Source organism: Streptomyces violascens, assembly GCF_014649955.1.
GTDB lineage: Bacteria > Actinomycetota > Actinomycetes > Streptomycetales > Streptomycetaceae > Streptomyces > Streptomyces violascens.
On record NZ_BMUA01000002.1, the window covers coordinates 204,500 to 228,550 of the forward strand.

Sequence of the window (24,051 nt, forward strand, 5' to 3'; positions counted from 1 at the left end):
CGGCCCGATACCGCGGCTCAGCCCAGGTACGCCGGGGCCAGACCCGCCGTCAGCAGGTGGCGGGGCTTTCCCGTGCCGTCGGCCGGGACCGTGTAGAGGTCGCTGCCGTAGTCGCCGGCCAGGGAGTAGGCCACCGTGTGGTTGTCCTGCCAGACCGCCTGGTCGTCCACGCTCCTCGGCTCCGCGAGCGCGGTCTCGCGCATCGTCGCCAGGTCCAGGGCGTACAGGTGCCAGGGCGCGTCGGCGGGCAGGCCCGGCACCCGCTTCTTGTAGACGATGCGGGTGCCGTCGGGGGAGAGGGAGGGGCACTCGACGTTCGCGTGCAGGGAGGTCACCGTGCGCGCCGCGAGGTCGCCCCGTACGAGATAGGTGTGGCCGCCGGTCGCCATCGTCGCGTAGAAGTGCTGGTCGTCGGCGGCGAAGGTGACGCCCCAGAAGTTGGTGTCGGCGGCGTGGTGCTCCTTGCCGTCGAGGTAGGCCTTGAAGTCTTCGAGGGACGAGGTGAGCCGGCCCGTCCTGGTGTCGAGGACGGCCGTGCGGGTGGAGAAGTTCGTGCCCGCGTACGAGTCGCCGCCGACGAACACCGTCCACGCCGCCCAGTGCCCGCTGGGCGAGACCCGGGCGCGGGTCGGAATGCCGGGCAGACTGTAGTGCGCGCGCTCCTTCAGCCGGGCGTCGAGGACCACCGCGCGGTACGAGTCCTGCATCGCGCCGCGCTCGGCCTGGAGGCAGATGCCCGTTGTGGCGGCCGCGTAGAAGCGCAGGCACTTCACTCCGGAGGCGGTGCGCGGGCCCGCCGGGTCGGCGGCCGGGACCGTGGCCAGCTCGTCGCGGTGCGGGCCCCACGCCATGTTGCGGAACACGATCTTCCGCGTGGCGTCCGGCGTCAACGACACCTTTCCCGCGGTCACCGGGGGACCGCCCGCCTGCGTCCGGTTCTTCCGGTCCTCGCGGCCCGCCGCGTGCAGCACGGAGGCGGTCGCGACTCCCGCGAGGACGGCGAGCGCCGCCACGAGGACCAGGATCTTGTTGCGGAGGGTCAAGGCCGGGCTTCCTTCGGGGAGTTCGAGGGGCGGAGCAGGACCGCGCCCGCCGCGCACGCGGTCAGGACCGCCGCCGCCGTGCCCAGCGCCGTCCTGTCGCCCCACGCCGTCCACGCGGCGCCGAACGCGATCGAGCAGGCGAAGCGGGCCATGGCCTGGCCGGTCTGGATCAGCGCCAGCCCGGAGGAGCGGAGCCCGGCCGGGACCGCCCCCGCGGCCGCCGCCATCAGGACGCCGTCGGTCGCCGCGTAGAACCCGCCGTGCAGGGCCAGCGTGAGGAAGGGGAGCGCCGGGCTCTGCCACCCGGTCAGGAGCAGCACGTACGCGAGCAGGAGGGCCACATGGCCGCCGAGGAAGACCTGCCGGCGGCCCACCTTGTCGGCGAGGCGGCCCAGCGGTACGGCCAGGAGCAGGAAGGCGGCCGCCGTGCCGAGGGGGAGCAGCGCGAACCAGCGGTCGGGCACGCCGAGCCGGTGCTGGAGCAGCAGGTAGACGAAGGAGTCGCTCACCGTCGCGAGGCCCAACAGGAGTGCCGCCAGGGTGAGTTGGCGTACCTCCGGTACGCGCAGAAGTGCCAGGGCCGCCTTCAGGGAGGCGCGCGGGGCATCCTGAGGGAGGGCGGCAGCGGGGGCGCGGGAGGGGACGAAGAGGAGCAGGACCAGGACGCCGACGGCCGCCACGCAGAAGCTGACCGTGAACACCGCGTCGTAGCCGTCCGCCGCCTGACGCAGAATCAGGAACGCGGTCAGCGGGCCGAGCAGGGCGCCCGCGGTGTCCATCGCCCGGTGCACCCCGAAGGCCCGGCCGCGTGATTCCGGCGCGGACGCCAGCGAGATCAGGGCGTCGCGCGGCGCGGTGCGCAGCCCCTTGCCGGTGCGGTCGGCGGCGAGCACCGCGCCGATCAGCGGCAGCGAACCCGCCACCAGGAGCAGGGGTTTGCACAGCGCGGAAAGGCCGTAGCCGAGCACGGCGACCGTCTTGTGCCGGCCGCCCCGGTCGGCGAGATGGCCGCCTACGAGGCGGACAAGCGCGCTGAAGCCGTTGTACACGCCGTCGAGCAGGCCGAACCCGAGCGGGGACAGGCCGAGGCCCGTCACCAGGTACAGCGGCAGCACGGCGGTGACCATCTCCGAGGAGACGTCCGTGATGAGGCTGACCGTGCCGAGCGCGAACACGGTGGGGGCGATGGACGACCGCCGCCCGGAAGAGACCCGGGCGGCGTCGGCAGGGGCGGCAGGAGTGCCGCGACTGTCCGCTACGTACACGTCAGCCGGCCCAGATCCCCGTGATGTCGGCGGAGCCGGCGGCCTGGCCGGCGTGCGAGGTGCCGTACATGTCCTCGATCGTGCGCAGCACGTTGTAGTGGTTGTACGTCGTCGAGGACGAGGAGCCCGGGGTCACCGGCTGGCCGTAGAAGACCGTCGGGATCTTGTTTCCGGCGAGCCGGTTGTCCTCGTCGAAGGTGACGACGAGCAGGCTGTTGTGGGTCTTGGCCCAGGTCGCGTACGCGCCCAGGTTGTTCTTCAGCCAGGTGTCACCGGTGGAGACCGAGCAGTCGTGCATGTCGCTGCACAGGTTCGGGGTGACGTACGAGACCTGGGGCAGCTTGGTGTAGTCGGTGGGGAACTGGGCGAAGGTGTACGCCGAGGAGGTCGGCACGTTCGAGAAGCCGAACCACGGGTTGTGCTTCTGCGCGTACTTGCCGCTGGAGCACGTGGTCGAGCCCTGGCTGGGCAGCGACTCGTTGTAGCTCGCCCACGTCTTGCCCGCCGCGATCAGCTCGGATGCGAGGTTCGGCGCGGAGGAGAAGCCGGGGGTCACACAGCTGTCGTCGGTGATGCCCTGGGTCGAACCGGAGAACATGGCGTAGTAGTTCGGCTGGCTCGGGTGGGTCTCGGCGTACGAGGCCGTCAGGTTGGCGCCGCCGGACTTCAGCGAGTTGATGTACGGGGCGCTGGAGCTGCCGATGACCTGGTTGTAGGCGTGGTTCTCCATGACCACGACCACGACGTGGTCGGGGGTGGGGACGCTCGCCGCGGAGGCCGCGGAGGACGTTCCGCCGAGGCCGGCCCACAGGCCGGCGGATGCGGCCGTGAGGCCCAGGGCGGAAAAGAGGGCGGTGCGGGTGCGGCGCGGTTTGGGCTCGCCGGACACGGCTACCTCCGGATTGAGGGGGGATGGCTGCACCCACGGACCGGGTGCAGCCGCGGCGGGTTGCTTCCCGGAGGTTAGGGGTGTGCATGTCAACCTGGAAGGTGAAAGTGGGTGAAGACCCGGGGAACGTCCCGTGCCCAAAGCTGTGGCAGCCCCAATCGGCACCTCCGTCCCCTACCTTGGGGGGGATGACCAGTTCCGCCCCCCACCACGGTCCTCCCGCTTCACACACCCCCGACCGCAGGCCCTTCTTCGACAACGCAAAGTTCCTGCTCATCGTGCTGGTCGCGCTCGGCCACAGCTGGGAGCAGGTGTTCTCGCCCCACACGCACGGGCTCAGAGCCCTGCACAACCTGGTCTACGGCTTTCACATGCCGGCCTTCATCCTGCTCTCCGGCTACTTCTCGCGCACCTTCACCGGCCGTCCCGACCAGGTCCGCCGACTGCTCACCGGGGTCCTCGCGCCCTACCTGATCTTCGAGACGCTCTACACCCTCGTCTACCACTGGCTGCGCGGCGCGGAATTCGCGATCACGCCGACCTCGCCGACGTATCTGCTGTGGTTCCTCATCGCGCTGTTCCTCTGGCGGCTGTCCACCCCGATCTGGAACGCCGTGCGCTACCCGGTCGCCATCTCGGTCGTCGTCTCGCTCGCCGCGGGCACCACCGTGATCGGCGAGGACCTGGCGCTGCCCCGGGTCCTGATGTTCCTGCCCTGGTTCGTCCTCGGGCTCAGGCTGCGCCCCGAGCACTTCGCCCGGCTGCGCACCCGCACGGCCCGCCGCATCGCGGCGCCGGTCTTCCTCGGCGCCTTCGCGCTCGCCTACCTCCTGTCGCCCGCCCCGAGCGACGACTGGCTGTCGATGGACGTCGGCAACGGCGCGCTCAACGTCTCGCCCGTTCGGTATCTGCTGCTCAGGCTGGCCCTCTTCGCAGTGAGCGCGCTGCTCGTGGGGTCGTTCCTGGCGCTGGTGCCGGGCCGCCGGATGTGGATCACGGCACTTGGCGCGGTCACCCTCTATCCGTATCTGATCCACGGGATCCTGATCCGGATCGCCGAGCACTACGGGTTCTTCCACGTCGTACGGCAGTCGGGGCTCGCGGGTCAACTGGTGCTCAGCGGGCTCGCGGTGGGGGTGGTCGTCCTGCTGTCGACGCCGCCGGTGCGGGCGCTGGCCCGGCCGCTGGTGGAGCCGAGGCTTCCGCGGTGGCTCGTGCCCAAGGTGCAGGAGCCCGTGCCCGCGACCGCCCCGACGGCCGCCGCCGAGCGGGAGAAGACGCTGGCGCGCTGAGAGCCTGTGTCTGAGCGGGCTCCGGAGCAGACCCGCCGCGGTCAGTTCGCGGCGGGCTTCCAGGGGGAGGCCGGGCCTTCGGCGCCCGCGGTCTGCGTCCAGTACAGCCGGCCGTCCAGGCCGATGGCGGCCGCGGTCGTGTCCTGGCCGTCGGCGACGGCCGAGGGCGCGCCGGTGAACAGGATGCTGCCGTCGGACTTCCACTGCGGGTCCTCGGCGCCCGGCTCAAGCGTGGCGAGCGCGCCGGAGGCGGTGCGGCCGGTGAGCAGCGGGCCCGCCGCGCCGACCATGCCGTAACCGGACGTGTCGCCGAGGTCGGTGGGCGCGGACGGGGTCACGCCGGTGAACAGCACGCTCTGGATGTTGCCCGAGTCCACCTTGCGGTAGTACACCCGCACCCCGTCGCCCTCCGGGCGGGCGGAGAGGCCCGTCGTGTTCGGCGGCAGCTTGGTCTCGGTGGCGCGCGCCGGCATGGGGGCGCCCGCCTGCGGCTGCGCCCAGGTGAGCACGGTCTTCGGGGTGCTGGAGAAGACATGGATGCGGCCCGCGCCGTCGGCGGTGGCGACCGGGTCGCCCGCCATGTTGACGCCGCCGTGGACGGCCCACGGGGTCCAGGCGCCGTCCTCGGCCAGGTCAGCCGAGTACAGCTGGCGGTCGCCGCCGCGCAGGAACACCGAGAGCCTGCCGGTGCCGTCCACCGCCGCGGTCGGCGTGGACATGTCGAAGACGCCATTGCTGCCGCTGCGGTCGGGCGAGCCGAGCGAACGCCACGGGCCGAAGTCCCCGCCCGGGCTCGTCTGGACCGCGGCCACGACTTCGCGGCGGTAGTCGGTCAGCTCCGCGCCGAACTGGGTGCGGGTGCCGAACACCGCGAGCCGGCCGTCCGGCAGGCGCGTCGCGCTCACACCGGAGTCCATGCCGTCGCCGGGCAGCAGCCTGGGCGCGCCCCAGGCAGCGGCGCCCGGCGCCTTGTGCCACACCGCGAGGCGCTGGTCGAGCACGCCGAACGCCCACAGGCTCCCGTCCTTGCCGGACTGCAGCCAGGAGGTGGAGTTGGTGCGGGAGTAACGGACCGACTGGGCCCAGCCGTTGCCGTACGGGCGGATCGACACCTTGCGGTCGCCGCAGCCGGCGGCGCTGTCGCAGTAGTTGTCGTTCGGGTTCATCCAGGCGTACGTCTTGACGATGTCGGCCTTGGCGTCGGCGGCAGGCTTGGCGAACGTGTGCGGCAGGTAGCTGGTGTTGTAGCCGAAGTACGTCTGCACGCTGAAGTTCGGGTGGTTCACGGACTTCGCGTACAGCTGGAGGGCGGCCTGCGCGAAGCGGGCGCTGTAGATGTGGTCCTGGTGGTCCACGATCTTGTGCAGCTTGCCCTCCTTGCCCGGGGTCGGGTCGAGGGTGCGCACATGGGTCGGGAGGAAGCGCTCCATCAGACCGGCGAGCGTCTTGACGACCTGGTCCTTCGTGTACGTGAAGGGCTTGGCCGGGCTGCCGGAGGCTATCTGTGAGGTGAGCCGGTCGACCTGGCCGTTCCACAGGCCGCGCAGGCTGTGCGGCTGGTTGCCGTTGATGCTGCCGGCCTCGCGCAGCTGGATCCACACCAGGTGGATGTCGGGGTGCGCGTCCAGGGTGTCGACCTCGGCGGTGCCGCCGCCCGCGGTGGGTATGGACGTGCGCGTCCACGAGCTGCCCCGGTCGCCGGTCGCCATCTGCGCGTACGCCCCGCGTATGCCGTTCTGGCGGGCCTCGGAGTACTTCGCCTTGTCGACCAGCGGCTTGGGGCCGCCCGCCTTCTTCGGCGGCGGGGCGTTCACGCCGTCCGCCTCGCCGGCCGTGACGTACACCGACGTCATGGGGCGGCCGGAGCGCAGCGACTGGCCGGTGTCCGGGTTCATGAAGAACAGGTCGTCGTCCGGGTGGGCGATGACCTGCATGACCGACCCGGTCGCGGGCCGCACCGGTCCCGATGCGGCCGCCGCGGGCGTGCCCGAGGCGTGGCCGCCGGGGATGTCCGTGCCCTCGGTGTCGGACATCGCGAATTCGGCGAAGACGCCGCCCGTGATGAGCACGGCGGCGAGCGCGGAGCCGGCGACGGCGCCGCGGCGGGACAGCAGCGCGGAGCGCAGCGGCAGCCTGGACTTCATGGGTGCGGTCTTTCGGTGTGGGCGGCCTGGCGGCCGGGGTCGGTGCGTGAGCACTTCCTCGCCGAAAGCCCGGTCGTGAGTGCCCGATCAGGGCTGGTCAGAACCTGATCGGCATAGAAGACGAAAGGTCCAAGAATCGGGTTCATTTGGACTCGACGGCAAATCGTGTGGCCTTGATCACCCCGAATTGCCCTTATATCCCCCCAAGTCCGGCACATCCGCCCGTGAATCGGGCGCAGGAAGGCGGCAGTTCGCTTTCGGAATGTCCGGAAAGTTGCCCTATGTGGGTGCGACGTCACCTGTGGTGAGGGTCGGCGGGTGTGGTTGTCAGGGCCGGAGGTCCAGTACCGGCCGGCCCTCGCTCCGGTGCCGGGCGCCCCTTCCGGAGGGCGGAAGAACGACCCCGCGAGCCGCCCCGGTCCGGCCGCTCGGGCCAACCTCGCCGGGCCCCGGTGGCCCCACTGCGGCTAGGCTCGGAATCCGGGTCTTGATCGGGTGGGCCGGTTCCGGGAACCCCCCGGCCGGGCGTGCGGGTGTACGTACGAGGTGGGAGGCGGCCAGATGACGGTGCCGGGGCGCAGGAGCAGTACCTTCACACGGCTGCTGCGGCATGGCTTCACCGACCCTTCGGCCTCCGAGCGGCTCCTGGAGACCCCCGAGCTCGCCCCCGTACGGTCCGACCCGGTGCTCCTGGACGCGCTCGGCGCCACCGCCGACCCCGATCTGGCCCTGCTCGGCCTCGTCCGCGTCGTGGAGGCGCAGGACGCCGACGAGCGCCGCGCCCTCCTGGACACCCTCGTCACGGCCAAGCCGCTGCGCGACCGGCTGCTCGGGGTGCTCGGCGCCTCCGAGGCGCTCGGCGACCACCTGGCCCGCCACCCCCGCGACTGGCACGCCCTGGTCACCTACGAGGCAGCCGACCTGCACCCCGGGGTCGCCGAATTCGAGCGGGGCCTGGCCGAGGCCACCGACCCGGTGGCGCTGCGGGTCGCCTACCGGCGCTGCCTGCTCGCCATAGCGGCCCGCGACGTGTGCGGGACCACCGACATGGCCGAGACCGCCGCCGAGCTCGCAGATCTCGCCACCGCCACCTTGCGCGCGGCGCTCGCCATCGCCCGCACCGCCGCCCCCGAGGACGCCGCCCAGTGCCGGCTCGCGGTGATCGCGATGGGCAAGTGCGGAGGTCACGAGCTCAACTACGTCTCCGACGTCGACGTGATCTTCGTGGCCGAACCGGCCGACGGCGGCGGCGACGAGGGCAAGGCGATGCAGGCCGCCTCCCGGCTCGCGGCCCACCTCATGCGGATCTGCTCCGAGACCACCGTCGAGGGCGTCATCTGGCCCGTCGACGCCAACCTGCGCCCCGAGGGCCGCAACGGCCCGCTGGTGCGCACGCTCTCCAGCCACCTCGCCTACTACCAGCGCTGGGCCAAGACCTGGGAGTTCCAGGCGCTGCTCAAGGCCCGGCCGGTGGCGGGCGACCCCGAGCTCGGCCAGGACTACGTCGAGGCCGTCTCGCCGCTGGTGTGGCAGGCGGCCGAGCGGGACAACTTCGTCGCCGACGTCCAGAAGATGCGGCGCCGGGTCGTCGACAACATCCCCGCCGCCCAGGTCGAGCGCGAGCTCAAGCTCGGCCCCGGCGGGCTCCGCGACGTCGAATTCGCCGTCCAGCTCCTGCAGTTGGTGCACGGGCGCAGCGACGCGACGCTGCACAGCGGCACCACCCTGGACGCGCTGGCGGCGCTCGCGGCCGGCGGCTACGTGGGCCGGGCGGACGCCGCGCAGCTGGACGAGGCGTACCGCTTCCTGCGCGCGATGGAGCACCGCATACAGCTCTACCGGCTGCGCCGCACCCACCTCGTGCCCGAGGACGAGGCCGACCTGCGCCGGCTCGGCCGCTCGCTCGGCCTGCGCACCGAGCCCGTCGTCAGCCTCAACAAGGAGTGGAAGCGGCACGCGTCCGTCGTGCGCCGCCTGCACGAGAAGCTCTTCTACCGGCCGCTTCTGGACGCCGTCGCCCAGCTGGCCCCCGGAGAGACCCGGCTCAGTGCCCGCGCCGCCGCCCACCGTCTCGAAGCGCTCGGGTACGCCGACCCGGCGGCCGCCCTGCGCCACCTGGAGGCGCTGTCCTCCGGCGTGAGCCGCAAGGCCGCCATCCAACGCACCCTGCTGCCCGTCCTGTTGGGCTGGTTCGCGGACTCCGCCGACCCGGACGCCGGACTGCTCGGCTTCCGCAAGGTCTCCGACGCGCTCGGCAAGACTCCCTGGTACCTGCGGCTGCTGCGCGACGAGGGCGCCGCCGCCGAGAACCTGGCCCGCGTCCTTTCGGCCGGCCGGCTCGCCCCCGACCTGCTGCTCCGCGCCCCCGAGGCGGTCGCCATCCTGGGCGACCCGGACGGGCTCGTGCCGCGCGGCCGGGACCACCTGGAGCAGGAGGTGCTCGCCGCGGTCGGCCGCGCCGAGACCGCCGAGGGCGCGGTCGCCGCCGCCCGCGGAGTGCGCCGCCGCGAACTGTTCCGCACCACCGCGGGCGACCTCATCGGCTCGTACGGCACCGAGGACAGCCCCGCCGAGGAGGATCCGGGCGCCCTCGTCGACCGGGTCGGCAACGCGGTCACCGATCTGAACGCGGCCACCATCGCGGGCGCCCTGCGCGCCGCCGTGCGGGCCGAGTGGGGCGACACCCTGCCCACCCGGTTCGCGGTCATCGGCATGGGCCGCTTCGGCGGCCACGAGCTGAGCTACGGCTCGGACGCGGACGTCCTGTTCGTGCACGAGCCCCGCGAGGGCGTCGACGAGCAGGAGGCCGCGAAGGCCGCCAACCGCGTCGTCGCCGAAATGCGCCGGCTCCTCCAACTCCCCACCGCCGACCCGCCGTTGCTGATCGACGCGGACCTCCGGCCGGAGGGCAAGTCCGGGCCGATGGTCCGCACGCTCAAGTCGTACGAGGCGTACTACCGGCGCTGGTCGCTGGTATGGGAGAGCCAGGCGCTGCTGCGCGCCGAGGTGATGGCGGGCGACGCCGACCTCGGGGCCCGCTTCATCGAGCTCATCGACCCGCTGCGGTATCCGGTGGAGGGCCTCGGCGACGACGCGGTACGCGAGATCCGCCGGCTCAAGGCCCGCATGGAATCCGAGCGGATGCCGCGCGGCGCCGACCCCACCCTGCACACCAAGCTCGGCCGGGGCGGCCTGTCCGACGTCGAGTGGACGGTCCAGCTCCTCCAGATGCAGCACGGCTGGGACGAGCCCGGCCTGCGCACGACCCGGACCCGTCAGGCCCTGGCCGCCGCGCACGCGGCCGGGCTCATCGACACCGAGGACGCCTCGATACTGGACGAGGCGTGGGTGCTGGCCACACGGGTGCGCAACGGGGTCATGCTGGTGCGGGGCCGCGCCGGGGACACGTTCCCGTCCGACGGGCGGGAGCTCGCGGCGGTCGGACGTTACCTGGGGTACGAGCCGGGGCATGTCGGGGACATGCTGGAGGACTACCGGCGCCTTACCCGCAGGGCGCGGGCGGTTGTCGAAGAGCTGTTTTACGGGGCGCACCTGTAACGCTGCGGAGGGTTGCTGGGGGCTTTGTCCCCAGGCCCACTTCTGGGGGCTCCGCCCCCGGGCCCCCGTTCGCGCCTCAAGGGCGCTCGTCCTCGAACGCCGGACGGGCCGAAGGCGCTTTCCAGCGTCGGGGAGCAGGGACGTCCACCAGCTTCGGCAGCTGGTGTGGCAGGGCGCCGTACCAGGTTCGGGAGGCCAGGAAGCCGAAGGTCAGGCAGAGGAGGCCGCCCACCGCGTCCAGCCAGAAGTGGTTCGCCGTGGAGACGATCACCACCAGCGTGGCCGTCGGATACAGCAGGCCCAGGATCTTCGCCCAGGGCGCGGACGCGAGCGCGAAGATCGTCAGGCCGCACCAGGTCGACCACCCGATGTGCATGGACGGCATCGCCGCGTACTGGTTCGACATGTTCTTCAGGTCGCCCGACGCCATCGAGCCCCAGGTGTGGTGCACCAGAACCGTGTCGACGAAGCCCCCGCCGTTCATCAGGCGGGGCGGCGCCAGCGGGAAGAAGTAGTAGCCGACCAGGGCCACGCCCGTCGTCGCGAAGAGGACGAGCCGTGACGCCGCGTAGCGGCCCGGGTGACTACGGAACAGCCACACGAGAACACCGATGGTGACGATGAAGTGCAGTGTCGCGTAGTAGTAGTTCATGCCGACGATGAGCCATGTCACCGAATTCACGGCGTGGTTGACCGATTGCTCCACCGCGATGCCGAGGTGGTGCTCGACGCTCCAGATCCAGTCGGCGTTCTTGAGCGCCTTCGCCTTCTGCTCCGGCACCGCGTTGCGGATCAGTGAGTACACCCAGTAACTCACCGCGATCAGAAGCACTTCGAACCAGATGCGAGGACGGCGCGGCGAGCGCACACCTCTCAACCGGGCGGAAAATCCGGTTCGTCCGGGTTCGGTGCTGTGGGGTGAGGCCGACGGCTCGTTGGTTGGAGCGGCCGTCCGGCCTTCCAGAGTCTTCACGGTCATTTCACCCATGGGAAGAGAGTCTGCCAGATGCACATACCCCCGGCCGATCATCCTCCGGTCGGGTTCGCTCTGCACCTGCTACTCCCTGAGGACGACGTTTCCCGGCGTACGTCAGGGTCGGCTTCGGGGTCTCGCTCCGGAGGTTGAACCGCGTACGACCAGCTCGGGCATGAACACGAACTCGCTGTGCGGGGCGGGTGTGCCCCCGACCTCTTCGAGGAGGGCGCGGACGGCCGCCTGGCCCATCGCGGTCACCGGCTTGCGGATGGTGGTCAGCGGCGGGTCGGTGAACGCTATCAGCGGAGAGTCGTCGAAGCCCACCACGGAGACATCACGGGGCACATCCAGGCCCGCCTGACGCGCGGCCCTGATCGCGCCGAGCGCCATCATGTCGCTGGCGCACACCACCGCGGTGCAGCCCTGTGCGATGAGCGCGGAGGCGGCTGCCTGGCCGCCCTCCAGGGTGTAGAGCGAGTGCTGGATCAGGGATTCCGCCTCGGCGACGGTGAGCCCGAGCCGGTCCTGCATGCCGGCCGTGAAGCCCTCGATCTTGCGCAGGACGGGAACGAACCGCTTGGGGCCGACCGCCAGGCCGATCCGGGTGTGACCGAGCGCCGCGAGGTGGGTGACCGCGAGCCGCATCGCGGCCCGGTCGTCGGGCGAGATGAAGGGCGCCTGCACCTTCGGCGAGAAGCCGTCGACCAGGACGTACGGGACGCCCTGGGCGCGCAGCTGCTCGTAGCGCTCCATGTCGGCGGTGGTGTCCGCGTGCAGCCCGGAGACGAAGATGATCCCCGAGACGCCCCGGTCCACCAGCATCTCGGTGAGCTCGTCCTCGGTGGATCCGCCGGGCGTCTGCGTCGCGAGCACCGGGGTGTATCCCTGCCGGGTCAGCGACTGGCCGATGACCTGGGCGAGGGCGGGAAAGATCGGGTTTTCCAGTTCCGGCGTTATCAGGCCGACGAGCCCCGCGCTGCGCCTGCGCAGTCGTACGGGCCGCTCGTAGCCCAGCACGTCGAGTGCGGCGAGAACGGATTCGCGGGTGCCCGCGGCCACACCGGGCTTGCCGTTGAGCACGCGGCTGACTGTGGCTTCGCTGACCCCCGCCTGGGCTGCGATGTCGGCGAGCCGTGCGGTCACGGGATTGGACTGTACCGGTCGCACGTCAGATTGCCCACCAGACCGCGGATTCGGCAGGGAGCAGGGTGCTCGTGCCGTCGAACTCGACGGCGCCGCTGGTGAGCAGCGGCCGCCCGGGGAGCGGGAGTTGGACTTCGTGGCCCAGGGTGTTGAGGGTGCAGACGAAGCCGGGCCGGGTGAAGGCGAGCACCCCCCGCGGTGCCGGGAGCCAGTCCATCGTGCCGTCGCCGAGGCCCGGCAGCTCGCGGCGCAGGGCGAGCGCCTCGCGGTAGAGCTCCAGGGTCGAGTGCGGGTCGCCGGACTGGGAGGCGACGCTGAGCCCGCGCCACGAGTCGGGCTGCGGCAGCCAGGGCGCGGCCTCGCCGAACCCGTACGACGGGCCGTCCGCGGTCCACGGGATCGGGACGCGGCAGCCGTCACGGAAGCCGTCCTGGCCAGCCGCGCGGTGGAAGGCGGGGTCCTGGCGCAGCTCGTCGGGCAGGTCGGTGACCTCCGGCAGGCCGAGCTCCTCCCCTTGATAGAGGTAGGCGGAGCCGGGCAGGGCCAGGGTGAACAGGGCCGCGGCGCGGGCCCGGCGCAGGCCCCGCTCGCCGCCGCCGTAGCGGGTGACATGGCGTACGACGTCGTGGTTGGAGAGCACCCACGTCGTCGGTGCGCCGACCGCGCCCGTCGCGGCGAGCGAGGCGTCGACCGTCTCGCGCATCCGCTCGGCGTCCCAATCGCAGGTGAGGAACTGGAAGTTGAAGGCCTGGTGTAGTTCGTCGGGGCGTACGTACAGGGCGAGACGCTCGGGCGAGGGGGCCCAGGCCTCGGCGACCGCGATGCGCTCGCCGTCGTAACTGTCGAGCAGCGCGCGCCAGCCGCGGTGGATCTCGTGGACGCCGTCCTGGTCGAAGAAGGGGAGCACCTGGCTGCCGATGAGCTTGGCCTGCTCGCTCGCGCCGATGTCGGGCAGGCCCGCCGCCTTGACCATGCCGTGGGCCACGTCGATGCGGAAGCCGTCGACACCGAGGTCCAGCCAGAAGCGGAGCACCGAGTCGAATTCGGCGCGCACCTCGGGGTGGTCCCAGTCGAGGTCGGGCTGCTCGGGGGCGAACAGGTGCAGGTACCAGTCGCCGTCGGGGGCCCGCGTCCAGGCGGGCCCGCCGAACACCGACTCCCAGTCGTTGGGCGGGAGCCCGCCGTCCGCGCCCTTTCCGGGGCGGAAGAGGTAGCGCGCGCGCTCGGGGCCGCCGGCGAGCGCCGCGCGGAACCAGGGGTGCTGGTCGGAGGTGTGGTTGGGGACGATGTCGACGATGACGCGCAGGCCGAGCCGGTGGGCCTCGCGCACCAGGTCGTCCGCGTCGGACAGCGAGCCGAAGAGCGGGTCGACCGTCCGGTAGTCGGCCACGTCGTAGCCGCCGTCCGCCTGCGGCGAGAGATAGAAGGGGGTGAGCCAGACCGCGTCGGCGCCCAGGTCCTTCAGATGGGGAAGCCGGGCCCGGATGCCGGGCAGGTCGCCGATGCCGTCGCCGTCGCCGTCCGCGAAGGAGCGGACGTACACCTGGTAGATCACGGCGTCGCGCCACCAGCCGGTCCGGGGCCCGGTGTGCTCCTCGGTGACGGTGGCCGTCGTCAGCTCCTGCGTCATGTGTGGTCCCTCTCGAAAACCCTGCATCTACGGGATCAACGCCGATGGCCCTCGAAAAGTAACAGTCTTGCAAGGTCTTGCGGAACCCTTGCAGGGCCTCCGCAGGCGCATGTGGACCAGGCGCACCCGCTTTGACAAGGCGCACAACGGCAACCGTGCGGACACGCTGACGTAACGATCACCCGACCTTGCAGAAATTCTTCGCAAGGTCTTTCGGACTCCTTTCATCCTTGTTACGTTCCTGGCGATCCGGCGCCGTGATGGAGCGGCACCCAGTGAAGGAGTTCTCATGCGACGTGGCATAGCGGCCACCGCGCTCGCGGCGACCCTCGCGCTCGCGGCGACGGCCTGCGGTGGCAGCGACAGTGACGGCGGCAAGGCGGAAGGCCCCGTCACCATCACCTGGTGGGACACCTCGAACGCCACGAACGAGGCACCCACGTACCAGGCGCTGGTCACGGAGTTCGAGAAGGCGAACCCGACGATCAAGGTGAAGTACGTCAACGTCCCCTTCGACCAGGCGCAGAACAAGTTCGACACCGCCGCCGGCGCCAAGGGCGCCCCGGACGTGCTGCGCGCCGAGGTCGGCTGGACGCCCGCGTTCGCGAAGAAGGGCTACTTCCTGCCGCTGGACGGCACCGAGGCCCTGACCGACCAGGCCAAGTTCCGGCCGAACCTGATCAAGCAGGCCCAGTTCGAGGGCAAGACCTACGGCGTCCCGCTGGTCACCGACACCCTCGCCCTCGTCTACAACAAGGCGCTCTTCGCCAAGGCCGGCATCACCAAGGCCCCCGCCACCTGGGACGAGCTGAAGGCCGACGCCGCCCTGGTCAAGGAGAAGGCCGGCGTCGACGGTTACTGGGGCTCCACCGCCGGGTACTACACGCAGCCGTTCCTGTACGGCGAGGGCACCGACACCGTCGATGCCGCCGCCAAGAAGGTCACCATCGCAAGTGCCCCGGCGGTCAAGGGACTCGAGACCTGGAAGGGCCTGTTCGACGGCCCCGGCCTGCACAAGGCGGACGTCACCGCCGACGCGTACGCCCACATCCAGGACGCCTTCGTGAACGGCAAGGTCGCCGCCATCGTGCAGGGCCCGTGGGAGATCACCAACTTCTACAAGGGCTCCGCGTTCAAGGACAAGGCCAACCTCGGCATCGCCACCGTCCCGGCCGGCTCCACCGGCAAGGCGGGCGCCCCGACCGGCGGCCACAACCTGTCCGTGTACGCGGGCTCCGACAAGGCGCACGCGGCCGCCGCGATGAAGTTCGTGGGCTTCATGACCTCGGCCAAGAGCCAGGAGACCATCGCGCTGAAGAACTCCACGCTGCCGACCCGCGAGGACGCCTTCACCGCGCAGGTCAAGGCCGACCCGGGCATCGCCGGCTACCAGGGCGTGCTCACCGCCGCCCAGCCGCGGCCCGAGCTGCCCGAGTACAGCTCGCTGTGGACGCCGATGGACACCACGCTGCCGAAGGTCGCCGACGGCAAGGAGTCCGTCGCCGACGCCACCAAGAGCCTGCAGCAGGACATGGCCAAGCTGGTCCCCGGCTTCACCAAGTGAGCCCCGCCGCCGGGCCGTTCCCCCAGGGAACGGCCCGGCGGCACGCACGTCCGCCGAACCCCCCGGAAAAGGTGTCGAGATGACCGTTGCCGTCGATGGCGCGGCCCCCAAGAGCGCGGCCAAGGCGCGCCGGGGGCCGCTGGAGCGCCTCAGGCAGTCCTGGCAGAAGCACTGGTACGCGTACGCGATGGTCGCGCCGATCGTCGTCGTGCTCGGCGTGCTCGTGCTCTATCCGCTCGTCCAGGGCTTCTACTACACGCTCACCGACGCCAACAGCCTCAACTCGGCGCGCACCATCGGCGCCAACCACATCGCGGCCACCTACGACTTCGTCGGGCTGCACAACTACGCGGACGTCCTGTGGGGGCCGACCGCCTGGGACCGGTTCTGGTCGCACTTCATCTGGACGATCGTGTGGACGGTCGCCTGTGTGACCCTGCACTACGTCATCGGGCTCTCGCTCGCGCTGCTGCTCAACCAGAAGCTGCGCGGCCGCACCTTCTACCGGATGATCCTGATCCTGCCCTGGGCGGTGCCCACCTTCGTGACCGTCTTCTCCTGGCGCCTGATGCTCAGCGACTCGGGCATCGTGAACTCCGTGCTCGGCACGTTCCACCTGCCGCAGCCCCAGTGGCTGGAGGAGCCGCACTTCCAGCAGCTCGCCGCGATCCTCGTCAACACCTGGGTCGGCGTGCCGTTCATGATGATCTCGCTGCTCGGCGGACTCCAGACGATCCCCGCGGAGCTGTACGAGGCCGCCGAGATGGACGGCGCGAGCGCCTGGCAGCGCTTCCGCCACGTCACCCTGCCGGGCCTTCGCCCGGTCAGCGCCACGGTCGTGCTGCTCGGCATCATCTGGACGTTCAACCAGTTCGTGATCATCTTCCTGCTGTTCGGCAACGGCGGCGCCCCCGACGCCCAGATCCTGGTCACCTGGGCCTACCGGCTCGGCTTCGGACAGCAGCCCCGCGACTTCGCGCAGTCCGCCACGTACGGCGTGCTGCTGCTCTCCATCCTGATCGTCTTCACCTCCTTCTACCGGCGCTGGCTGGCCCGCAATGAACAGGTCTGATGCCCCCATGGCTACCAAGGTCGTTTCCCGGGACCACGGCCGGCGCCGCACCGCCGTCCTGTCGCACCTGGCGCTGAGCGTCGCCGGCCTCGTCGCCCTCTTCCCGATCGTCTGGCTGGTCTTCATCTCGCTCGGCCCGGACAAGGACGACTACCTGCACCCCGACCGCATCTGGTCGAAGCTCTCCTTCTCCAACTACGCGTTCGTCACCGAGCACACCAAGTTCTTCACCTGGCTGGGCAACACCGCCCTGATCGCGGGCCTGACCTGCGTCATCGGCGTGATGTTCGCGGCCACCACCGGGTACGCGGTGTCCCGGATGCGCTTCCCCGGCTACAAGAAGCTGATGTGGGTGCTGCTCGTCACCCAGATGTTCCCGATCGCCGTACTGATCGTGCCGATGTACCAGATCCTCGGCGACCTCGGCCTCATCGACACCTACGGCGGCCTGATCCTCGTGTACTGCTCCACGGCGGTGCCGTACTGCGCGTGGATGCTCAAGGGGTACTTCGACTCGATCCCCATCGAGATCGACGAGGCGGGCCGGGTCGACGGGCTCACCCCGTTCGGCACCTTCTTCCGGCTCATCCTGCCGCTGGCCCGCCCGGGCCTGGCGGTCGCCGCCTTCTACACCTGCCTCACCGCGTGGGGCGAGGTGGCGTTCGCCTCCACGTTCATGCTCGACGACGGCAAGTACACGCTCGCCGTGGGCCTGTTCAGCTTCGTCAGCCAGCACGACGCCCAGTGGAACTACATGGCCGCCACCGCCGTACTCATCGCCATCCCCGTCTCCGCCGTGTTCTACCTCGTGCAGAAGCACCTGGTCACCGGCATGACCGCGGGTGCCACCAAGGGCTGAGCCGGGCCTCGCCCCGGCTCCCCAAGAACAGCAAAGGCTCGGGGGTTTACGCCCCCAGACCCCCTCTAAGGACGACATGACCCAGCACTTCACCGCCCCCGACCGCCTCACCGGGAACACCGGCACACAGTGGTGGCGGGACGCCGTGATCTACCAGGTCTATCCGCGCAGCTTCGCCGACGGCAACGGCGACGGCATGGGCGACCTCGAAGGCGTGCGCGGCCGGCTGCCGTACCTGCGCGACCTCGGCGTCGATGCCGTCTGGCTCTCCCCGTTCTACGCGTCCCCGCAGGCCGACGCCGGCTACGACGTCGCCGACTACCGGGCCATCGACCCGATGTTCGGCACCCTGCTCGACGCGGACGCGCTGATCCGCGACGCGCACGAGCTGGGCCTGCGCATCATCGTCGACCTCGTACCGAACCATTCCTCCGACCAGCACGAGTGGTTCAAGCAGGCCCTGCGCGAGGGCCCCGGCTCTCCGCTGCGGGCCCGCTACCACTTCCGCCCCGGAAAGGGCGCGGACGGTGAACTCCCGCCCAACGACTGGGAGTCCATCTTCGGCGGGCCCGCCTGGACGCAGGCCCCCGACGGCGAGTGGTACCTGCACCTCTTCGCCCCCGAGCAGCCGGACTTCAACTGGGACCACCCGGCCGTCGCCGACGAGTTCCGCTCCATCCTGCGCTTCTGGCTCGACATGGGCGTGGACGGCTTCCGCATCGACGTCGCCCACGGCCTCGTCAAGGCGCCGGGCCTGCCCGACATCGGCGGCCACGACCAGCTCAAGCTGCTCGGCAACGACGTCATGCCGTTCTTCGACCAGGAGGGCGTCCACGCGATCTACCGCTCGTGGCGGACCATCCTGGACGAGTACGACGGCGAGCGCATCGCGGTGGCCGAGGCCTGGACCCCGACAGTCGAGCGGACTGCCGCCTACGTGCGCCCCGACGAACTGCACCAGGCCTTCAACTTCCAGTACCTGGGCGCCCCTTGGGAGGCGGCGGCGCTGCGCGAGGTCATCGACGCCTCGCTCGCCGCGATGCGGCCGGTCGGCGCCCCCGCCACCTGGGTCCTGTCCAACCACGACGTCACCCGGCACGCCACCCGCTTCGCCAACCCGCAGGGCCTCGGCACCCAGCTGCGCACCCCGGGCGACCGCGAGCTCGGCCTGCGCCGGGCCCGCGCCGCCACCCTCCTGATGCTGGCCCTGCCGGGCTCGGCCTACGTCTACCAGGGCGAGGAGCTGGGCCTTCCCGACGTCACCGACCTGCCCGACGAGGTGCGCCAGGACCCGTCGTTCTTCCGCGCCGCGGGCCAGGACGGCTTCCGCGACGGCTGCCGCGTGCCGATCCCGTGGACGGTCGAGGGCAGCTCGTACGGGTTCGGCAGCGGCGGCAGCTGGCTCCCGCAGCCCGACACGTGGGGCGGGCTCAGCGTCGAGGCGCAGACCGGCGACGCGGACTCGACCCTTGAGCTCTACCGCCGGGCCATCGCGGCCCGCCGCGACCACCCGGGCCTCGGCGCCGGGGACGACGTCCAGTGGCTGGACGCACCCGAGGGCGTGCTCGCCTTCGCCCGCGAGGGCTTCGTGTGCACGGTAAACCTGACGGGTTCGCCCGTACGCCTCGCGACGCCGGGCCGAGTCGTCCTGGCGAGCGCCCAACTCACCCTGGGAGAGGGGCAGTTCGACCTTCCCGCCGACACGACGGTGTGGTGGACGGTGTGAGCCATGCCGCGCAGCAGGCCGGGCCGCGCCTCGCGGAGATAGCGGCCCAGGCCGCCGTCAGCGAGGCCACCGTCAGCCGCGTGCTCAACGGCAGACCCGGGGTCGCCGACGCCACCCGCCAGCGCGTCCTCGCGGCCCTGGACGTGCTCGGCTGGGAGCGCCCGGCCCGGCTGCGGCGGCGCAGCGAGGGGCTGATCGGCCTGGTCACCCCGGAGCTGACCAACCCGATCTTTCCCGCCTTCGCGCAGGCGGTGGAGCAGGTCCTCGCGGGCCACGGCTACACGCCCGTCCTGTGCACGCAACTGCCGGGCGGGGCGACGGAGGACGAGCTCGTCGAGCAGCTGGAGGAGCGCGGCGTCAACGGCATCGTGTTCCTGTCCGGCCTGCACGCGGACACCTCCACCGACCCGGCCCGCTACCTGGCCCTGGCCGAGCGGGGCGTCCCGTACGTGCTGGTCAACGGCTACAACGAGGCGATCCGAGGCCCCTTCGTCTCGCTCGACGACCACGCGGCGATCCGGATGGCGGTGGGCCACCTGGCCGACCTCGGCCACACCCGCATCGGCCTCGCGGTCGGCCCGCTGCGGTACTCGCCGTCGCGCCGCAAGACGGAGGGCTTCGCGGCGGCCCTCGGCGAACGCCTCGGCCTGCGCGATCCGGAGGCGGCGGCCTACATCAAACCCACCCTGTACAGCGTGGAGGGCGGCCAGGTCGCCGCGGGCGCGCTTCTGGACCAGGGCTGCACGGGGATCGTCTGCGGCAGCGACATGATGGCCCTCGGCGTAGTACGCGCCGCCCGCGAGCGAGGCCTGGATGTGCCGGCCGACGTCTCGGTGGTGGGCTTCGACGACTCCCAGCTCATCGCCTTCACGGACCCGCCCCTGACGACGGTGCGCCAGCCGGTGGCGGCGATGGCGGCAGCCGCGGTGTCGGCCCTCCTGGAGGAGATCGGCGGAACCCCGGTCCAGCGAACGGAGTTCGTGTTCCAGCCGGAGCTGGTCGTGAGGGGGTCCACGGCGCGGGTGCGGGGGTGACCCTGCGGCCACCCCCGGACCGGGTCAGAACGGCTTCGTCGGGAGGTACTTGCCGTCCAGGGTGATCACGGCGCGCTCGCCGCCCTCGGGGTCGGCCACCTTCTTGACGTCCAGCCTGAAGTTGATCGCGCTGATGATGCCGTCCCCGAACTGCTCGTGCACCAGGGCCTTCAGGGTCGTGCCGTACACCTGGAGCATCTCGTAGAAGCGGTAGATCGTCGGGTCGGTGGGGATGCCGCCCGGGATCGAGCCGCGGCTCGGGATGGTGGTCAGGAGCAGGGCCGCGTCGTCGTCGAGGCCGAGCAGGTCGGCGACGGCCCGCGCGGACTCGGCGGGCAGCGGGTGCTGGCCGAGCACGGCCGCGGTGACGAAGGCGACCGAGAGGCCGGCCGCGTCCGCGATCTGCTGCCACGACAGGTCCTCCCGGACCTTCGCCTCGACGGCGGCGGTGGCGATGGCCTGACGGGCGGTGGTGCCGAACGTGGCGTGGGTCATGTCGTAACTCCTTTGGTAGTGGGGTAAGTCGAGGGGTCAGGCGGTCAGTTGCTCGACCGTGCCTGTCGGGATGTCGTAGACCCAGCCGTGCAGCGTGAGCCGGTGTTCGGCCAGGGCGCGGGCCACCGAGGGGTGCGTCGCCAGATTCGCCAGCTGGGCCCGTACGTTGCCGCGCACCAGGGCGGCAAGCTCCGCCGTGTCCGCGTGGGCCGGGGCCGCGTCCGCGTGCCGCAGCCAGTCGGCGATCGCCGGCATGCCGGAGAGGTCGTGCCGCTCGGCGAGCGCGGTCATCGCGCCGCACGCGGAGTGGCCGCAGACCACGATGTCGCCGACGCCGAGGACGGCCACGGCGTACTCGATGCTGGCCGCGACGCCGTCCGGCCCCGGGGTGTACGCAGGAACCAGATTCCCCGCCGTGCGGATCACGAACAGCTCGCCCGGCTCGCTCTGGGTGATCAGTTCGGGGACCACCCGGGCGTCCGAGCAGCTGATGAACAGCGTCTGGGGGCGGTGGGTGGCGGCGAGGTGGGCGAAGAGGTCCGCCTTGGCGGGGAAGACGCCGCGCTGGAACTGCGCGACGCCCTCGGCGAGGTCTTGCATGGTCACTCCCTTCGGTGGTGGCCGGCCCCGAGGGGCTGACGAGATCCACCATGCATGACCAGCATCTATAGCGTCCAAGACGCAATTTCCATTGCTGCTATCGATTCCATCTATAGTTGAGCCATGGCCCCGGAACTGCGCCACTTGCGCTACCTGCTCGCCGTCGCCGAGCACGGCAACTTCACCCGCGCCGCCGAAGACCTGCGGATCTCCCAGCCCACGCTGTCCCAGCAGATCAAGCAGCTGGAGCGCACGGTCGGGGTCCAGCTCCTGGACCGCTCCGGGCGCTCGGTGCGGCTCACCGACGCGGGGGAGACCTACGCCCACTACGCGCGGCGCGCCCTGCGGGACCTAGCCGCCGCCGAGCGCGCCGTCCTGGACATCGCCGACCTCTCGCGCGGCAGTCTGCGGCTCGCGGTGACTCCGACCTTCACCGCGTACCTCGTCGGGCCCCTCGTCGCCGAGCTGCACACCCGACACCCCGGAATCGCCCTGGACGTCAGGGAGTTGGCGCAGGACCGCATCGAGGCCGGTCTGCTCGCCGACGAGCTCGATCTCGGCATCGCCTTCGACGGGCCGCACCTGCCCGGCATCGAGGCGACGGCCTTGTTCACCGAGACCCTCGGCCTGGTCGTGGGTGCCCCGGCCATGGAAGCCGCCCCGGGTGCCCCGGCGTCAGGGGGCGCGCTCGCCGTCCGCGAACTCGCGAACCGTCGACTCGCCCTGCTCAGCGGCGACTTCGCGACCCGGGGTCACATCGACGCCTACCTCGGCCACCACCGCGTCACCCCCCGCATCGCCGTCGAGGCCAACTCCGTCCAGGCGCTCACCGAGATCGTCCGCCGCACCCCGCTCGCCACCGTGCTTCCCGACGCCGTCACGCACGACCACCCGCACCTCGCGCCCGTCGCCCTCGACCCGCCCCTGCCCGCCCGCACGGTCGCCCTGCTGCGCCGCGAGAGTGCGTACCGCAGCGCCGCCGCCCGTGAGTTCACCCGGCTCACCCGGGACCTCGTCCGCGCCCGCGGCTACGCCCCCGCCTGAGCCCCGCTCGCACCGCACTCGCACCCCGCTCATCCGCCGCGCAACTCCTTGCAGACGAGCAATCTCACGCTCCGGATTCTGCCCAAACCATTGACCTGATCCTTACGCCCTCCTACGGTCACCTGCTCAGAAGCGCTTTCAGTCTTGCAGCAAGAACATTCAGGCCACGCTGAATCGCCTCCCTCAGAGCCGCAGGAGGACCGCCCCCATGAAGCCCCCCAACCGCATACCAAGAACCGCAACCGCTCTCGCCTTCGTCACGGCCGTCTCGGCGGCCTTCCTGGCCGCGCCCGGCGTCCCCACCGCCGTCGCCTCGGCCCCCGGTGACCGGGACGTCACCGCCGAGCTCTTCGAGTGGAAGTACGACTCGGTCGCCAAGGAGTGCAAGGACACCCTCGGCCCGGCCGGTTACGGCTACGTCGAGGTGTCGCCCGCCACCGAGCACGTCCAGGGCCCCCAGTGGTGGACCTCGTACCAGCCGGTCAGCTACAAGATCGCCGGCCGGCTCGGGGACCGCACGTCCTTCAAGAACATGGTCGACGCCTGTCACGCGGCCGGCGTGAAGGTCGTCGCGGATGCCGTCATCAACCACATGGCGGCCGGTTCCGGCACCGGCACCGGCGGCTCCTCGTACACCAAGTACAACTACCCCGGGATCTACCAGTCCCAGGACATGGACGACTGCACCAGCCAGGTCGGCAACTACAGCGACCGCTGGAACGTGCAGCATTGCGAGCTGGTCGGGCTCGCCGACCTCGACACCAACGAGCCGTACGTCCGCACCCGCATCGCCCAGTACCTCAATGACCTGCTCTCGCTCCTCGTAGACGGGCTGCGCATCGACGCGGCCAAGCACATCGCCACCGAGGACATCGCCGCCATCAAGGCCCAACTGACCAATCCTTCCGCCTACTTGAAGCAGGAAGTCATCTACGGCGCGGGTGAGGCGGTTCAGCCCACCGAGTACCTGCCGAACGGCGACGTCCAGGAATTCCGGTACGGGCGCGACCTCAAGCGGGTCTTCACCTCCGAGAAGCTCGCCTACCTGAAGAACTTCGGCGAGGGCTGGGGCTACCTGCCCAGCGCCCAGGCCGGGGTGTTCGTCGACAACTGGGACACCGAGCGCAACGGCTCCACCCTCACCTACAAGGACGGCGCGAACTACACCCTCGCCAACGTCTTCATGCTGGCCTGGCCCTACGGCTCGCCCGACGTCCACTCCGGCTACGAGTTCTCCGACAACGACGCGGGCCCGCCGAACGGCGGCACCGTGCAGGCGTGCTGGACGGACGGCTGGAAGTGCCAGCACAAGTGGCCCGAGATCCAGAGCATGGTCGCCTTCCACAACACCGCCCGCGGCCAGTCCGTCACCAACTGGTGGGACAACGGCAACAACCAGATCGCCTTCGGCCGCGGTGCCAAGGCGTACGTCGCCATCAACCACGAGTCGTCCGTGCTGACCCGCACCTTCCAGACCTCCCTTCCGGCCGGTGCGTACTGCGACGTGCAGAGCGGAAAGGGCGTGACGGTCGACTCCTCCGGACAGTTCACCGCCACGCTCGGCGCCAACACCGCCCTTGCCCTTCAGGCCAACTCCCGTACATGCACCGGAAGTTGACCCACTGAACCGGGCCGCCCGGCGCTCCCTCCCGTCCCGCCGGGCGCCGGGCGGCCCCGCCGTTCCACCCCGAATGCCGAGAACCCCCGTACGACTGAG

At 71.1% G+C, this 24,051-nt stretch carries 18 protein-coding genes; 9 read left to right on the forward strand and 9 right to left on the reverse strand.

Annotation, left to right across the window (positions count from 1 at the left end):
• Positions 1 to 17: 17 nt before the first annotated feature.
• The 3 genes from IE206_RS06075 to IE206_RS06085 are packed head-to-tail and all read right to left on the reverse strand — an operon-like array spanning position 18 to position 3,197.
• Positions 18 to 1,043 carry a TolB family protein gene (locus tag IE206_RS06075; protein ID WP_189960969.1) on the reverse strand — a complete coding sequence of 342 codons (1,026 nt, stop codon included), beginning with the start codon at positions 1,041 to 1,043 and terminating at the stop codon, positions 18 to 20.
• Positions 1,040 to 2,308 (reverse strand): MFS transporter, encoded by a 1,269-nt coding sequence (locus tag IE206_RS06080; RefSeq protein ID WP_189960970.1) that lies wholly within the window; start codon positions 2,306 to 2,308, stop codon positions 1,040 to 1,042. Before IE206_RS06080 ends, IE206_RS06075 begins: the two co-directional genes overlap by 4 nt.
• 1 nt (position 2,309) lies before the next feature.
• Complete coding sequence (locus IE206_RS06085; RefSeq protein ID WP_189960971.1) at positions 2,310 to 3,197, reverse strand: alkaline phosphatase family protein; 888 nt, start codon at positions 3,195 to 3,197, stop codon at positions 2,310 to 2,312.
• A 188-nt stretch (positions 3,198 to 3,385) separates the two neighbouring features.
• Between IE206_RS06085 and IE206_RS06090 the strand changes: the two genes are divergently transcribed.
• On the forward strand, positions 3,386 to 4,489 hold the full coding sequence (locus IE206_RS06090) for an acyltransferase family protein (protein ID WP_189960972.1): 1,104 nt from the start codon (positions 3,386 to 3,388) through the stop codon (positions 4,487 to 4,489).
• 41 nt (positions 4,490 to 4,530) lie between these two features.
• On the opposite strand, the gene IE206_RS06095 is transcribed toward IE206_RS06090, so the two are convergent.
• Positions 4,531 to 6,633 (reverse strand): PIG-L family deacetylase, encoded by a 2,103-nt coding sequence (locus IE206_RS06095; RefSeq protein WP_226598785.1) that lies wholly within the window; start codon positions 6,631 to 6,633, stop codon positions 4,531 to 4,533.
• Between the two features lie 561 nt (positions 6,634 to 7,194).
• Here IE206_RS06095 and IE206_RS06100 point away from each other — a divergent pair.
• Positions 7,195 to 10,191 (forward strand): bifunctional [glutamine synthetase] adenylyltransferase/[glutamine synthetase]-adenylyl-L-tyrosine phosphorylase, encoded by a 2,997-nt coding sequence (locus IE206_RS06100; protein ID WP_189960973.1) that lies wholly within the window; start codon positions 7,195 to 7,197, stop codon positions 10,189 to 10,191.
• Between the two features lie 76 nt (positions 10,192 to 10,267).
• On the opposite strand, the gene IE206_RS06105 is transcribed toward IE206_RS06100, so the two are convergent.
• The 3 genes from IE206_RS06105 to IE206_RS06115 form a co-directional block, all read right to left on the reverse strand.
• Positions 10,268 to 11,179, reverse strand: coding sequence for a phosphatase PAP2 family protein (locus IE206_RS06105; RefSeq protein ID WP_189960974.1), 912 nt, complete (start codon positions 11,177 to 11,179; stop codon positions 10,268 to 10,270).
• A gap of 102 nt (positions 11,180 to 11,281) precedes the next feature.
• Positions 11,282 to 12,310, reverse strand: a complete 1,029-nt coding sequence (locus IE206_RS06110) for a LacI family DNA-binding transcriptional regulator (RefSeq protein WP_264197997.1) — start codon at positions 12,308 to 12,310, stop codon at positions 11,282 to 11,284.
• A 25-nt stretch (positions 12,311 to 12,335) separates the two neighbouring features.
• Positions 12,336 to 13,940: a glycoside hydrolase family 13 protein gene (locus tag IE206_RS06115; RefSeq protein WP_189960975.1), complete on the reverse strand. Its 1,605-nt coding sequence runs from the start codon at positions 13,938 to 13,940 to the stop codon at positions 12,336 to 12,338.
• 289 nt (positions 13,941 to 14,229) lie between these two features.
• On the opposite strand from IE206_RS06115, the gene IE206_RS06120 reads away from it, so the two are divergent.
• The 5 genes from IE206_RS06120 to IE206_RS06140 all read left to right on the forward strand — a co-directional run bounded on the left by IE206_RS06120 (position 14,230) and on the right by IE206_RS06140 (position 20,195).
• A complete protein-coding gene (locus IE206_RS06120; protein WP_189960976.1) occupies positions 14,230 to 15,504 on the forward strand; it encodes an extracellular solute-binding protein in 1,275 nt (424 codons plus the stop codon).
• 79 nt (positions 15,505 to 15,583) lie between these two features.
• The gene (locus IE206_RS06125) at positions 15,584 to 16,576 is read left to right on the forward strand and encodes a carbohydrate ABC transporter permease (RefSeq protein WP_189960977.1); all 993 of its coding nucleotides are present in this window, start codon (positions 15,584 to 15,586) and stop codon (positions 16,574 to 16,576) included.
• A 7-nt stretch (positions 16,577 to 16,583) separates the two neighbouring features.
• Positions 16,584 to 17,435 carry a sugar ABC transporter permease gene (locus tag IE206_RS06130; RefSeq protein ID WP_226598784.1) on the forward strand — a complete coding sequence of 284 codons (852 nt, stop codon included), beginning with the start codon at positions 16,584 to 16,586 and terminating at the stop codon, positions 17,433 to 17,435.
• A 76-nt stretch (positions 17,436 to 17,511) separates the two neighbouring features.
• The gene (locus tag IE206_RS06135; RefSeq protein ID WP_189960979.1) at positions 17,512 to 19,161 is read left to right on the forward strand and encodes a glycoside hydrolase family 13 protein; all 1,650 of its coding nucleotides are present in this window, start codon (positions 17,512 to 17,514) and stop codon (positions 19,159 to 19,161) included.
• Positions 19,146 to 20,195, forward strand: coding sequence for a LacI family DNA-binding transcriptional regulator (locus IE206_RS06140; RefSeq protein ID WP_189960980.1), 1,050 nt, complete (start codon positions 19,146 to 19,148; stop codon positions 20,193 to 20,195). The genes IE206_RS06135 and IE206_RS06140 overlap by 16 nt, the downstream gene beginning before the upstream one ends.
• A 24-nt stretch (positions 20,196 to 20,219) precedes the next feature.
• Here the strand turns inward: IE206_RS06140 and cynS are convergent, their stop codons facing one another.
• The gene (gene cynS / locus IE206_RS06145; protein WP_189960981.1) at positions 20,220 to 20,690 is read right to left on the reverse strand and encodes a cyanase; all 471 of its coding nucleotides are present in this window, start codon (positions 20,688 to 20,690) and stop codon (positions 20,220 to 20,222) included.
• 36 nt (positions 20,691 to 20,726) lie between these two features.
• Complete coding sequence (locus IE206_RS06150; protein WP_189960982.1) at positions 20,727 to 21,290, reverse strand: carbonic anhydrase; 564 nt, start codon at positions 21,288 to 21,290, stop codon at positions 20,727 to 20,729.
• 123 nt (positions 21,291 to 21,413) lie between these two features.
• On the opposite strand from IE206_RS06150, the gene cynR reads away from it, so the two are divergent.
• Together cynR and IE206_RS06160 are read left to right on the forward strand one after the other, a co-directional pair.
• A complete protein-coding gene (gene cynR, locus IE206_RS06155) occupies positions 21,414 to 22,334 on the forward strand; it encodes a transcriptional regulator CynR (protein ID WP_189960983.1) in 921 nt (306 codons plus the stop codon).
• 208 nt (positions 22,335 to 22,542) lie between these two features.
• Positions 22,543 to 23,952: an alpha-amylase gene (locus IE206_RS06160; RefSeq protein ID WP_189960984.1), complete on the forward strand. Its 1,410-nt coding sequence runs from the start codon at positions 22,543 to 22,545 to the stop codon at positions 23,950 to 23,952.
• Positions 23,953 to 24,051 lie beyond the last annotated feature (99 nt).